Source organism: Citrobacter sp. Cm046 (assembly GCF_030333065.1).
Lineage (GTDB): Bacteria > Pseudomonadota > Gammaproteobacteria > Enterobacterales > Enterobacteriaceae > Citrobacter > Citrobacter murliniae.
Genome location: NZ_JAOWGP010000042.1, coordinates 156,988 through 171,171, shown reverse-complemented (window position 1 = coordinate 171,171; position 14,184 = coordinate 156,988). Strand labels below are relative to the sequence as shown.

The window sequence follows — 14,184 nt, the reverse complement described above, 5'->3', positions numbered from 1 at the left end:
AAGGCTAGTGGCAGGCACCATTCCTGAATACTTTTGACAGAATTTGTCTTTATTATTGCGTCCAAATCAATTTATCCGCTATACACCATGCTCTGGGTAATTCGAGTTGCAGGGCAAGAGTGGCTGCCGACGAGCTTACTGTAGTAAGTGATTCGGATGAATAAACGCAGCCAATGCTTATACAACTTAAAGTATGACGAGCATATACCAACAGGACTTTAATCCCGGCTTTAATGTTACAAACAAATCCATTTGGCTCAGTAGATTAACTATCGTGAAGTTTTTAACATTGAACGCGCACTGAGAAAATAAAGTAAGGTTCTGTAATGAAGAAACCATCTTATTCAGTTCGAATCAGAAAATAAACCATCAGTTATAGATAAAAATGGACATTGCACGAGAGAAGAAATGCTCTTTAGCCTCATAAAAAGGCGCCTAATTCATTGACGCGCCTCAAGTTATAAGTTTCACGCACACTCATTCCCGGCACATCTTACCAGTGCGAGCAAATTTAATTCTCAGACAGTATTAATGTCAACTTTAATATAATGAAGGAATGATGATAGAAAATGTATTTTAATGTACAGTTTTGCCTGTTGACGAAATGGACAGCGTTACCTATATTCGTAACCCGTTATTTTTTTCATTACCCTATCTGATCACCTGTAAATAACTTGTGGTGACAGAGGGATTTCATACCTTTCATCTATTGTAAACGGTTGAATACGGTTAGCGCGTAACAACCGGAGCACACATGTAGCGCTGCGCAGTTTCAATATAGTAAGCGAAATAGCCTAATGAGACAGGCTCTGAGCAGTAAAAAGTCTATTCAGCATATATTAGTATTATCAGGAATTAACGAAATCCGTGGCAAAGTCTCTGTTTTCCCTTAAAGCAGTTAAGGGGTGGCAACATTCAATCACCGGCAAAATAACTCAGTTTTTGCTGGCGGGGATCATCATCGCTTTTAGCGCGGGGGCCTTTACCAGTTGGAGTTTGATAGACAACTTTTCCTATCAGCAGTGGGTGCAGAGAGCTGAGGCGAATGCCCAGATCATGACCTACATTATTCGCAGCGTATATACCAACGTTTCAGTTGAAACCAGCGACGCAGGGCAGATATCCCGTATCGTATCGGACAGGCAACTTGGTGATACTGACTCTATTCTCCAGACCGGTTATAACCCTGTAGATGTTCTGGCTCTGGCATCAGTACAAACACATAACCCTACCTGGCTGTTCCTCTATACGCCAGATAAGGGATTTGTAGGCATCAACAATAAATCAGAAGAGGGAGACGGGATAATCTCCTTCGCCGATCGTCGCCCCCATGACGTACTGGTCAATTACTATATCGGGTTCGCCCAAATTAACGGCGAAGAGTGCTTCATCAGTGCTGTGCCTATTCTGACGCCGTCAGGTGAAATCCTCGGTAGTCTGATCAGCAGCATCGGTAAGAAAAGCGATCTGTACGCTGCCTACGATGCGATGCTGAAAAAAAGCGGTGTCATTTTCGTATTAATTTTACTGGTGACGCTGGCGCTGGTAACAATGTTCATGCGTCGCTTATTCCGCCCGGTTCCGCTACTGATTAACTCCCTTACCCGCATTGCCAGGGAAGAAACCGACTGCGTAACCCCTTATCTCGATCAGGACGATGAGATTGGGCATCTGGCAGGCGCTATTGAAAAATTACGGGTTGCCATGAAAGAACGCGGCTATCTGCAGCGCATGCATGAAATGTCGCAAAAGATGGAACATATGGCCCATCATGACTCGCTGACTGGCTTACCAAACCGTGTCTCTTTTGGTCTGGCGCTGGATAAGCGTGTCAGTGAAATCCATCAGGAAGGAAAGCAGTTCAACCTGCTGTTGATTGACCTCGACAACTTCAAGCCAGTGAATGATACCTTCGGCCACAAAGCGGGCGATGAAGTGTTAGTCAGCGTTGCCCAGCGTCTGCAGTTACTGCTGGGACCGGATGATATGGCGGCCCGTCTGGGCGGCGATGAATTTGCTATTTTGCAACAGGTCAGCGATAACGCCGCCAAAGAAGCTAATCGCCTGTCAAAGCGCATCATCCGTGCGCTGAGCACACCATTTAGCTCAAGCTCCCACACCTTTTCTATTAGTTGCAGCATTGGCATCACCACCGCACCTTATCAGGGCAATAACACCTCGACATTGATGATCAACGCTGACCTTGCCATGTATGCGTCTAAACATCATGGCCGCGGTTGCTTCCATTTCTTCGAAGATGGCATGGTCATGAAGCAAACACACAGCCTGTTCATTAACCAGGAAATTATTGATGGAATTGATAACGAGGAGTTCGAACTGCACTATCAGCCCATCGTTAATCTGGAAGATGAAAGTATCTGCGGATATGAATCACTGATTCGCTGGAATCACCCGACCAAGGGACTGATTTATCCTGATTATTTTATCAATATTGCCGAAAGCTCTGGTCTGATTGTGCGCTTAGGCGAATGGATTATTCGCCAGTCCTGCGAAGCGGCAGCCAAATGGCCGGAACGAATCCGCATTGCTGTCAACGTATCAGCCTACCAGTTGCACAGCCCCGGGCTGGTCGACGTCATCAAAGATGCATTACGCACCAGCCATCTTTCGGCTGACCGCCTTGAAATAGAGATCACCGAATCCGAAAAACTGGATAAATCTATTGCGCTACCCGTTCTGCAAGAGATTCGCTCAATGGGGATCGACATCGCGATGGACGATCTGGGGACAGGATATGCGGCACTGGATTATTTGCTGATCTACCCTTTCACGCGGATCAAGATTGCCCGAACGCTTATCGATAAGCTCGAGCAGGATAATGCCAGTCAGTATTTGATTGTGATGCTGATCCAGTTTGCTCACAAATACAATATCTCAGTCACTGCGGAAGGCGTGGAAACACCGCTCCAGCGCGACATCCTGCGTGATATAAAGTGCAAAAATGTTCAGGGGTACTTCTTTAGCTATCCGCTTCGCGAACGCGAGGTACTGTCTGCTTTTGCCGATGACCTTATCGAAGAAGAGCCAGCCCATGCCTGAGATATTACGTTTGACGAAGCAAATGCTGCTCGTCGTTTCTTTGTTAATCTCTCTCTCAGCGCACTGCGCAACGAGCCTTCCGCAGGGGGCGAACACACTTGAGCAGATTGCCAGTAAGAATACGATCAGCCTCGGTTACCAGGATGATGCGTTTCCGTTCTCTTATCTGGAGGGGAAATCTCCCACTGGCTATTCCATTGATATTTGCAAAAATATCGTCAGCGCACTCAAAACCAAGCTCCAGCTTAAAAAGCTGAAAATTGAGTGGGTAAAAGCAAATTCGGCATCACAGTTTGTGCTGATTAAAAAACACATGGCAGATATCATGTGCATTCCTGCTTTTTATTCAAAAAGTCGACACAACCTCAGTGAGTTCTCACTGCCGTTTTACTTTTCCAGTACCCGCTATATGATGCGGAAAAATGAATACAACAACGCTCTGGAAGAACTGTCCGGACACAGCGTCCTGGTAAAAAGCGGAACGGTATACGTAGACCAATTACAAAAAATCAATGTGGCAAATGCCCTGAATATTAACATTGAACTTGATACCAACAACACTATCGCCTTCCATGAGATCCAGAGCGGTGAATATTCTGCGCTTATTTCCAGCACCGTATTACTTAAAGGTATGATTGCACAAGCTGAAAATCCTGAGGACTATAAGTTATCCAATATTGCGCTCAGCGATCCTCTTCCCGCAGGGCTACTAATCCCTTTACACGATAAAGAATTTAAAGAGTTTGTTGATAGCACATTATCCTCACTGATAACCAGCAATGAGTTCACCGTCCTCTACACTAAATGGTTTCAGTCTCCGATACCACCAAAAGCCATCAATTTAAACATCCCCATGTCAGACAATCTGAAAGCATTAACGGCGGCTAAAAAGAAGATCAGTTTTGATTATGAAAAGTATAATTAATAATGAGATGACAATGGTGAAACGCGCCATGCACTGGTTGATCTTACTGGTTGGCATTATCGTGTCCCCTGTACTGATGGCACAGCAGGATGCCTCGACGCTTGAGCATATTCAGAACAACAGCGTACTGAACGTCGGTTATCGTCAGCTCCCTCCCTTCTCCTTTACCGATCACAACGGTAAAGTTACAGGTTATACCATTGCGGTATGTAACATCATTGCGGATAAATTACGCCTGTATCTGAAGCTCGATACCTTGACCATTCATTATATTCCGGTGAATTTTGCTGAGCGATTTTCAGCGTTAAAAAATCGTAAAATAGATATGGACTGTAGTGTAAATGCTAATGCGCCAGAACGTATTTCCAGTGTTTCCTTTTCTGTCGATTACTATATCGCAAAAATGCGCATCATCTCTTTACGTAGAAATAATATACATACGATTGAAGATCTAAAAGGAAGAACGGTAAGTCTGCCAGGCAGCTCGAAGGATTTACTGGAATTCAACAAGACCAACAGAGAGAAACATCTCAATATTTCAACGATGACTTCCACAACGATAAACGGTGCATTTAATAAAATGGCGCAGAATGAAGCCGCGGCATTCTTTATTGATGATATCCTGGCCTATCCTTTGATTAATCATAGTGAACATCCTGAAATATTCAGTATATCCGCAGAAACAATCGGCACTGATATGCACTATGCGATTATGATGAGGAAAAACGACCCACGGTTTGTGGCGTTTGTAGACAGTACCCTGAAGACTATTTTTGCCTCACAGACAGACGTACAGTTGCGCAAAAAATGGCTGATGCCCTATTCCTGCCAAAATATGAAAAATCAGCCACCAATCGGTTGTCCACAGCGCAATTGAACATTATCAGCGTCTGTTCACTCCCTCGATTATTGCGCCTCTGGAAGCTTCCCGGGGCGCTATTACTGCTATTAGCGGTCAATTCGTTACGTGCAGCATGGGATTTCGCCACGATCATGCAGAAGTCCGATGCACTCTATGGACCAGCCAATGCAGTCGCTCAACAGCGTATCAACGCCTGGCAACAGCTTTTAATTCAATTACGTAATGCAGACGAAAAAACGCAATTACGCGAGGTAAACCGGTTTTTTAATATTCAATTACGCTACGCCGAAGATAGCGACATCTGGCATAGCGTGGACTATTGGGCAACACCCGTGGAGTCCCTGCGCAAAGGTGAAGCGGACTGTGAAGACTACGCCATCGCGAAGTATTTCACTCTCCGACAGTTGGGCGTTGCTGACGATAAACTGCGCATCACCTACGTTAAAGCCCTGCGCTATAACAGGGCGCACATGGTGTTGACCTGGTATGCCACGCCTGGCGCCATTCCTCTGGTACTCGATAGCCTGACAAACACCCTTTCACCTGCCACGCAGCGTATGGATTTATTACCTGTTTACTCCTTTAACGAGAGTGGTCTCTGGCTGCCTGGCAATCAGAACAATAAACGTATTGGGGACAGCAAGAGACTTTCTCGCTGGCAGCAAGTATTCACAAAAATGCGGGAAGAAGGCTTCCCAATGGATAAATAGGAATCGTCAGTGTCTCTTTTTAAACAGTTACTATTGGCAATCTCTCTCTTTATGATGATTGTGTTCAGCGGCAGCTTTATCGTGACGCTGGAGAGTTCTCGCAATCAGTACAGCAACCAGCTTCTTGCACATGCCCAGGACGCGGCAACGGCTCTGGGCGTTTCGCTCACACCAAACATCGACGATCCGGCAATGATTGAGCTGATGGTAAGCTCAATTTTTGATAGCGGCTATTACCAAAAAATCCGCATTGTTGATCTGACAAACGGAACAACGATGCTTGAACGGCACGCTGCGGCGTCAATACCGAATGTTCCCGGCTGGTTTGTTGATCTGGTGGATGTGGCACCACAAACAGGCCACGCGACAATCATGCGGGGCTGGCAACAAGGCGCACGCGTGGACGTCACCAGCGATCCTATCTTTGCGGTTCAGCGTCTGTGGAGCAGCACATTAGGTAATCTTATCTGGATGCTTTCCTGCAGCCTCGCCTGCCTGCTCGCAGGCATTCTGCTGTTGCGTAAACTGCTGCGCCCGCTCAATTATCTGGCGAAACAATCGGAAGCCATTACACGTCGCGAATTTTTGACGTTGCAAGAACTGCCTAAAACACCGGAACTACGGCGCGTCGTCGGAGCCATGAATTTGATGGCCACTAAACTCAAATCATTATTTGAAGAACAAGCCATCAACAGCGAGCGCCTGCACAATGAAGCTTATCTCGACAGCCAGACCGGTATTGCAAATCGTCGGGCGTTCGATATGCAGTTACAGGCGCGCCTGAGTGATACCGATACCGCACCAGGATATTTGATGTTGATCCGCGTTCAGGATTTAGGGGGGCTGAACCAGCGGTTTGGTGGGCCACATACCGATAAACTTTTGCTCAACATTGCCAACCTGCTGAATACGCATAAAGCAAAGTATGCTCCCCTCGACAGCACACTCGCCCGTATTCGTGGTGGCGAGTTCGCCCTGATCTGCCCAGGTGTCACACAGGGTGAAATGCTGGAACTGCGCCATTCACTCACGCAAAAGCTGACCTCATTTTATGCCACTGGAATGTCAGACCAGCAGCCGGTCGCCTACTCAAGCATGGTGCCATTCAGCGCTGGAGATAACGCGCAATCGCTGCTGATTCAGGCCGACCGCCAGTTGGTGGAAGCAGAAACGCACACCGACCATCAGGGCGTAACCGCCATCGGGGTGGCAACGGTGAACGAAGATCAGCATTTGTGGTTTGTTCGCCTGGAACAGGCGCTGGAGAACCAGCAATTTCAGTTGGTTTATCAGCCCGTTGTGGATTGTCATCAGCCGGATAAGATCCTGCATTACAAGGTACTGTCGCGCATTGTTGATGAACAGGGTAATACCATTAATGCGGGTCGATTCCTGCCGTGGATCCACCGCTTTGGCTGGAGTCATCGCCTTGACAAGGTAATGTTAAAACTGACCTTAAATCAGCTAAAAATCGCCCCCGGAATGTTAGCATTGAGTATTTCTGGCAGCTCGCTAGCCAGTGCCAGCGCTATTTCCGAGCTCTTAAATCCACTGAGATACTCCCCTAAGCTTGCCAGTCAGTTGATCCTTGAACTGGATGAAAGCCAGTTGCCAGGGCCGGGCCAGATGGCGATGTTTGTTAAAGCAGTGAGTCAGCTTCGCTGCTCGCTGGGCCTGCAACACTTCGGTAGCCGCTTCGATATGATTGGGCATCTTTCGCAATGGGGACTTGCCTGGCTGAAAATCGACAGCAGTTACATCCGCAATATCGATAAAGAAAAAGATAAGCAGTTGTTTATTGAAGTGTTGTGCAACGCCACACGCAGTATTGATTTACCGCTGATTGCTGAGCGTGTTGAAACAGAAGGTGAACTAAAAGTACTACAGGCAGTGGGGGTTGACGGTGCAATGGGGCAGCTTTTGGGTGAACCCGCTCCACGTTGAAAAACAGGCAGGCTGCGTAGTAGTCTGCCTGTTGAGATTAAAAAATGCGATCATCGCCGCCAAGTAATTGCTCTAACCCGCCAAGTTCCTGACGGGCGTTCGCACGATTCATCAGTTTAACCTGCGCCTTCGGCGGGAGATCCGTAATGGCAATAACACCTTTACGGATCAACAGGTAAATCAGATCGTCCAGCACGCGTACCATCTCCAGGTCACTCTTTTGCAGCATGGCGAGGAACTGTTGGTTATCAATTTCAGCGCTTTTGCTGTCGTTTTCTCTCGCGGACTGCATGTTTGTATCAGGTGGTAGCGAATTCATGTTATTGCCTTATATGTGATGTGACGCGGCTGCCCTGTCCCATAGAGAAGTAATTATTGTTTGGTGAATATGTTTTTTTGGCTATCGGTGAAAACGGCGTACCGTGAACAGCACTCGGCGTTAAGCACCTCGAGTAATTTCCTGACCATAACCTTACTCAACTCTCATCATTATTTTTATAACCCTATTAATAAACTCACAAACAAATATCACATTAAATTAATGTAAACATTAAACACTCAATATGGAAAAATACACATTTTTAAAAACGTATTTATATGAGACTTGACTGACAAATGAATATAATAAAAAATAACTAAAATTAAAACACGATATGACAGAACATGTTTCTGAATAGCCGCATGCAATATTCGATCTGGATAATTCATGTTTGTTAATTAATATCACGCATTTGTAAAAATAGATGATGGTGAAGACATGTGGATGTCATAACCGTGAGATACAGGGCATTCATGTTATGAAGATATTTTTAGTTTTTCTGCTTTCGTTGTTTTCAATAAATTCAGCCTCTGCAGAAGACTTACGCAACACCGTTAAAGATGCATTAGCTAATCATCCAGAAGTTAATGCGGCGATAAATAGTCGTTACTCTTCAGAACAAGATCTTCGTGCCGCACAAGGTGGGTATTTACCGTCGCTGAATTTGAATGCGGAGGCTGGACGCAAAAATATTGATGATGCAACAACCCGCGCCGCTGGCAGCGCTAACGGTATGACCCAGTCTCCCAATGAGGCAACGCTTAGCCTGGAGCAAAATGTGTTTAATGGTTTTGCAACCACCAGCGAAGTCGCCCGGCAAAAAGCCACCGTTGACTCACGCGCTTACAGCGTTATGAACACCAGCGAAAACACTGCATTCTCTGTGATTCAGGCCTACTTTGATGTGCTGCAACGTGAAGAATTTGTCCGCCTTGCCGAGGACGATCTGGCAAACCATGAACGAATTTACGATCAAATAAAACTTCGTACCGATCAGGGCGTTGGCCGTTCAGGCGACTTTATGCAAGCTGAAGCTCGCCTGGCGCAAGCGCGTAACAATTTGCTGACCGAGCAAACCAATCTTGAAGATGCGAAAACCACCTTTTTCAGCGTAACAGGTATGGATCCGGAAGGATTAAGCCAACCGGAAAGCATCGATACACAGCTCCCGACCTCGCTTGAAGACGCCAAAAGTAGGATGGAGAAAAACAGTCCATTACTGAAGTCTGCCAATGCGGATATTGAAGCCGCACAACAGCAGTACGAAGCGACAAAATCAACCTTCTATCCACGTGTTGACGTTGAACTGTCACGCGGGATCAGCAACAACACGGATACCACCAGCGCGCACGCGGAACAGTGGGAGGCGATGGTAAAACTGCATTACAACCTGTACCAGGGCGGCAGCGACAAAGCGACTATGGATTCTCGCGCCTACCTGCATAAGCAGGCTCAGGATGTGCGCAATAACACATTACGACAGATGAATCAGGAATTGCGTCTGGCCTGGACTGCATTACAAAACGCACGTGCCCAGCTACCATCGGCAGAAGAATATGCCGACCGTAGCGTAAAAGTACGTACCGCTTATCAGGATCAATTCAGTCTTGGCGAACGTACACTACTGGATTTACTTGATAGTGAAAATGAAGTTTTCTCATCAAAACGTCGGCTTGTTGAATTGCGATATCTGGCTGTAACCAGCGGATATCGTATTAGCGAAAGAACGGGTGAATTAATGAATGTTCTAAAAATCACCCCGCCTCCATCAGGGCAACCAGTGGATTCTGAAGAAGAAACCAACTTACCCGAACTGCATTAATAATAAATTAAAATAAATCTCTGACTCCGCGCACTTATCATTAGCTTGCTATTATTTTAAGTGTGCGTTCAGAAATGGTTGCTAAAATGAGTGCACAAGCCGAATTATTAAATGATGTCCCCGAGAATACTTATCGCAGCTCGTCTCAACAGCACGATCCTCGTAGCCATAATGATGACCCGCTATTAGATAGTTTGCTTATTCTCTGCTCTCTGCATGGTAAGCAGGTCAGCCGTTCAACATTAAGCAGCGGCCTGCCATTAGAAAACAATCAACTCACGCTGAATATTTTTCCACGTGCTGCGGCACGAGCTGGTTTAAAAGCGCGAGTGGTAACACGCTCACTCGATAAGATCCCAGCGATGTCTTTGCCTGCTATCCTGATACTGCGTTCCGGCGGAACAGGTGTGTTGCTGGCATGGAACGACGATGGCAGTGCCCGTTTTATGCCCAGTGAAAGTGAGGGCGGGGAAATATGTGTCGATTTAACAACGCTTGAACACAACTATGGCGGAAAGGCTATTTTTGCTCACCCGCGCCACGAATTCGATTTGCAGACAGAAGCTTTTCTGCCTCGTACTAAATCCTGGTTTAAAGACACGCTCAGGCTATCACGCTTTCTGTATCTGGATGCTGTGCTGGCCAGCCTGCTGATCAACCTGATCGCTCTCGGCACGCCGCTTTTTACCATGAACGTCTATGACCGCGTTGTACCGAATCAGGCTACGGTCACATTGTGGGTGCTGGCAGTGGGAATCTGTCTGGCTTTTATATTTGATCTGATTTTGAAAATGCTGCGCGGCATCTGCCTTGATATTGCCGGCAAAAAGAGCGATCTCATTATTTCATCGACCTTGTTCGAACGCATTGTCGGCATGGAAATGAAAGAGCGCCCACCCCGGGTGGGTAGCTTCGCGCAAAACATCCATGAGTTTCAGTCTCTGCGTGACTTTCTCTCGTCACTCACATTGACGACGATTATTGACCTGCCTTTTACCCTGCTATTACTGATTGTCATTGGCATCATCGGCGGCGCACTGGCATGGATCCCCGTACTCACGCTACCCATTGCCCTGCTGTGCAGTTGGGCACTGCAAAACCCCGTCAATGCTGCGGTGGCAAAAACCATGAGCCTGGCCAGCGAACGCCAGGCGCTGCTCATTGAGACACTCAGCAGTCTGGACGCCATAAAAGTGAATAATGCGCAGAGCGAACGCCAGTTTCAATGGGAACAAACGTTGGGTAGCCTGAGCCGCCTGGAACTCCGGGTAAAAACTTTATCCAGCCTGGCGAGCAACCTGACTGGCTGGTTCCAGCAAATTTCAGGCGTCGTGATGATCGTCGTCGGCGTGTACATGATTATCGGCGGTAAACTGAGTATGGGGGGGTTGATCGCCTGTTATATGCTTAACGGCCGCGCATTAATGCCGATGGGTCAGCTTACCGGCCTCATTGCCCGTTATCAGCAGGCAAAGCTGACCATCAAAAATACTGACAAGATGATGTCGCTGGCACAGGAACGTCGTGCAGATGAAAGCCCGCTCAATCGGGAACAGTTACAGGGCAGCATTGAATTTCGCGATGTAGATTTCAGTTACCCGGAACAAAAAAACCTGACACTGCACAAAATAAATCTGACCATTCAGCCAGGTGAACGTATCGGTATTATCGGGCGTAGCGGTTCAGGTAAAAGCTCTCTCAGTAAACTTCTCGTCAATCTTTATCAGCCCTGCGCCGGAAACATTCTGATAGACGGTATCGATGCCCGCCAGTTAGACGTTAACGATCTGCGTCACAGCATCGGCTACGTGCCACAGGATATCCAGTTATTCAACGGAACACTGCGGGACAACCTGCTGTGCGGAGCACGATATGTTGATGATGAAACCATGCTGCGTGCAGCGGAACTGGCAGGGGTCAACGATTTTGCGCGCCTGCATCCTGATGGCTATAACCTGCAGGTCGGCGAACGCGGCTCCCAACTGTCCGGCGGGCAGCGCCAGGCGGTCGCATTAGCCCGCGCGCTGTTACTTGCTCCCCCTATTCTACTGCTTGATGAACCCACCAGCTCAATGGATAACACCAGCGAGGAGAGGCTTAAACATGCTCTTGCACCTTGTATCGCGGGTAAAACATTATTACTGGTCACCCATCGCGCCTCTATGCTGTCGCTGGTTGAGCGCCTGATTATTGTTGATAAGGGACGTATCATCGCAGATGGTCCAAAAGCGGTGGTGATGGATGCGTTAAAAAAGGGGCAGATAAATGCTTCTCACTGAGATCCTGACTCGTGCTCGCCACTATATGCAGCGCTACTTTCGCGGCCGCGATGAAAATCAAACCGACAGTATCAATGAAGTCAGTTTGGCCATTATTGATGACGCCCCCAGGGTTATTCGGCTCACGCTGTGGGTGATCCTCACGTTGGTTGTCCTGTCTTTCGTGTGGGCTGGTTTTGCAAAAATTGATGAAGTGACGCGCGGTGAAGGCAAAGCCATCCCTTCGTCCAAACTACAAAAAATACAGAATCTGGAAGGCGGGATCGTGACCCGGCTTTATGTCCACGAAGGGCAAATCGTCAATGCGGGTACTCCGTTACTGCATCTTGATGACACGCGCTTTGCCTCAAACGTAGGTGAAACAGAGGCCGATAAACTCGGTTTACGGGCGAAGGTAGAACGGCTGACAGCGGAAGTGGAGAACCGGGATTTTATTATCTCGCAAGACATTGCGGCTCAAGCGCCTGACGTCGCCAGGGGGGAAACCGAGCTGTATAACAGCCGTCGGGAACAGTTTCGCAACGAAATATCCGGGCTTGAAGAACAACTGGTACAGAAAAAACAGGAGCTACGAGACGTTGAATCGAAGCAAGATCAGTTTAAGCACAGCCTGGACTTAATCCGCCAGGAGATCAAAATGTCGGAGCCTCTGCTCGCTTCAGGCGCAATTTCTAAAGTCGAGCTGCTGCGCCTGCGCCGCACTGAAGTGGAAACCGCCGGGCAGTTAAATTCGACGAACCTAACGCTTCCCAAAGCCTCGTCAGAGATTAAAGAGATTGAGAATAAAATCGGCGAAAACCGCGGTCGTTTTCAAAGCGATGCGCTCGCACAGTTGAACGAAGCCCGCACCAATCTGAGTAAAGCCCAGGCCAGCGTAAAAGCCCTCGAAGACAGAGTTAACCGAACCATGGTCACGTCACCGGTGCGTGGTATCGTCCAGCAGGTGATGGTGAATACAATCGGCGGAGTTATTCAGCCGGGAAGCGACCTGGTTGAAATCGTCCCACTGGATGACAAGCTCCTCATCGAAGCCAAAATACAGCCTCGTGATATCGCCTTCCTTCATCCAGGACAGCATGCAATGGTGAAATTTACCGCCTACGACTACACCATCTATGGCGGTCTGAAAGGTGAAGTGGTCCAGATAAGTCCTGACACTGTTACAGATAAACAAGGCCGAAGCTTCTACGTTGTTCGCCTGCAAACGGACAAAAACTACCTGGGGACAAAAGAGCATCCAATGTTGATCATTCCAGGCATGGTCGCGACTGTCGATATTCTAACCGGCAAGAAAACGATTTTAAGCTATCTGCTGAAACCGATTCTTCGGGCGCGCGCAGAAGCGCTCAGAGAGCGTTAATCACTTACTGTGCCCCTTTCATTAAGTCAGGGGCGCGTATATTCAGGAAGGGGTATAGGAAGAGAGTTTCCCGCGATTCAGGATGATTTTTCCGTCACTCACCAGCTCCTGTAACACCTTATGGATCGCGCTTCGGGAAATATGGTTTCGCGTCAAAATGAAGGTATACACAGATGTTTTTTCGCGCACATCCGGAGCCATCGCCCAAATGAACTTTACATGTTCGATAATCAGTTCGCGGATAGTGCGGTGAGACTGCAACGTTTCGCGCTGGAAATAGCGTTGCAGATGGTGCGTTAAAATATCAAACGCCTGCTTCCACAGATTTTTAGCGGTGAACAGCAGATCGGCATTCTGCACGCTCATTGCCCACATTTCGCAATCTGTATCGCAGCGTAAATAGTGTCCAGCCACCTCCGTTCGCATTTGTGGTAGCCCAAGAATCGCTGGTGCGGAAATACTCACTGTTACTAGATCATTTTCTACACGATAAACAGAGACCGTCCCTTTCTCCAGAAACAAGATATTTCCATCGACTTTCAGATCAATACGCTGGCGTTTTTTCCGTAAGGATAACCAGGCACTGTCTGATTTTTTGATTTCTTCACCGATAAGCACTACAGACTTTTCTATTTCGTTCTGGAACATGGGGCTCTCTAACGCAGTTTTATGTTTTACAAAAAAACAGAAATAAAAATAAATGTCAGCCTGAAAATATGCTGACATTTATTTCCATTTACATTAATCGTGTTAATCCGTATACATCGCACTACAGATACTGCAACAACTTAACTATTATAGTTTAACCACCATGCTTTCCCTGGTGCAGTGGCGCGTTAACGGCGTAAGCCATATTCTCGCGTGGTGGTGCCAAACAGTATATTGCGCTGTCCATAGAGAATT

10 protein-coding genes are annotated in these 14,184 nt (G+C 47.3%); 8 read left to right on the top strand and 2 right to left on the bottom strand.

Features of this window, described 5'->3' with window-relative positions; translation table 11 throughout:
- The first annotated feature begins 867 nt into the window (after nt 1–867).
- From OGX98_RS15025 to lapD, 5 genes are read left to right on the top strand one after another with little or no spacing between them, the layout of a single operon-like run.
- Nucleotides 868–3,060: a putative bifunctional diguanylate cyclase/phosphodiesterase gene (locus OGX98_RS15025; RefSeq protein ID WP_286595473.1), complete on the top strand. Its 2,193-nt coding sequence runs from the start codon at nt 868–870 to the stop codon at nt 3,058–3,060.
- Nucleotides 3,026–3,985, top strand: a complete 960-nt coding sequence (locus tag OGX98_RS15020) for a transporter substrate-binding domain-containing protein (RefSeq protein ID WP_286595539.1) — start codon at nt 3,026–3,028, stop codon at nt 3,983–3,985. The genes OGX98_RS15025 and OGX98_RS15020 overlap by 35 nt, the downstream gene beginning before the upstream one ends.
- The gene (locus OGX98_RS15015) at nt 3,969–4,862 is read left to right on the top strand and encodes a transporter substrate-binding domain-containing protein (RefSeq protein WP_286595472.1); all 894 of its coding nucleotides are present in this window, start codon (nt 3,969–3,971) and stop codon (nt 4,860–4,862) included. Before OGX98_RS15020 ends, OGX98_RS15015 begins: the two co-directional genes overlap by 17 nt.
- Nucleotides 4,859–5,557 (top strand): cysteine protease LapG, encoded by a 699-nt coding sequence (gene lapG, locus OGX98_RS15010; RefSeq protein ID WP_286595538.1) that lies wholly within the window; start codon nt 4,859–4,861, stop codon nt 5,555–5,557. Before OGX98_RS15015 ends, lapG begins: the two co-directional genes overlap by 4 nt.
- Before the next feature lie 9 nt (nt 5,558–5,566).
- Complete coding sequence (gene lapD, locus OGX98_RS15005) at nt 5,567–7,501, top strand: cyclic di-GMP receptor LapD (protein WP_286595471.1); 1,935 nt, start codon at nt 5,567–5,569, stop codon at nt 7,499–7,501.
- A gap of 37 nt (nt 7,502–7,538) precedes the next feature.
- Here the strand turns inward: lapD and OGX98_RS15000 are convergent, their stop codons facing one another.
- Complete coding sequence (locus tag OGX98_RS15000; RefSeq protein WP_225761545.1) at nt 7,539–7,820, bottom strand: hypothetical protein; 282 nt, start codon at nt 7,818–7,820, stop codon at nt 7,539–7,541.
- Between the two features lie 478 nt (nt 7,821–8,298).
- On the opposite strand from OGX98_RS15000, the gene OGX98_RS14995 reads away from it, so the two are divergent.
- From OGX98_RS14995 to OGX98_RS14985, 3 genes are all read left to right on the top strand, one after another.
- Nucleotides 8,299–9,642, top strand: coding sequence for a TolC family outer membrane protein (locus OGX98_RS14995; protein ID WP_286493367.1), 1,344 nt, complete (start codon nt 8,299–8,301; stop codon nt 9,640–9,642).
- An 86-nt stretch (nt 9,643–9,728) separates the two neighbouring features.
- A complete protein-coding gene (locus OGX98_RS14990) occupies nt 9,729–11,921 on the top strand; it encodes a type I secretion system permease/ATPase (protein ID WP_225761543.1) in 2,193 nt (730 codons plus the stop codon).
- Nucleotides 11,908–13,281 carry an HlyD family type I secretion periplasmic adaptor subunit gene (locus tag OGX98_RS14985; RefSeq protein ID WP_048220669.1) on the top strand — a complete coding sequence of 458 codons (1,374 nt, stop codon included), beginning with the start codon at nt 11,908–11,910 and terminating at the stop codon, nt 13,279–13,281. Before OGX98_RS14990 ends, OGX98_RS14985 begins: the two co-directional genes overlap by 14 nt.
- Nucleotides 13,282–13,323: 42 nt before the next feature.
- Here the strand turns inward: OGX98_RS14985 and OGX98_RS14980 are convergent, their stop codons facing one another.
- Nucleotides 13,324–13,929 carry a helix-turn-helix domain-containing protein gene (locus tag OGX98_RS14980; protein WP_045449769.1) on the bottom strand — a complete coding sequence of 202 codons (606 nt, stop codon included), beginning with the start codon at nt 13,927–13,929 and terminating at the stop codon, nt 13,324–13,326.
- Between the last annotated feature and the right edge of the window lie 255 nt (nt 13,930–14,184).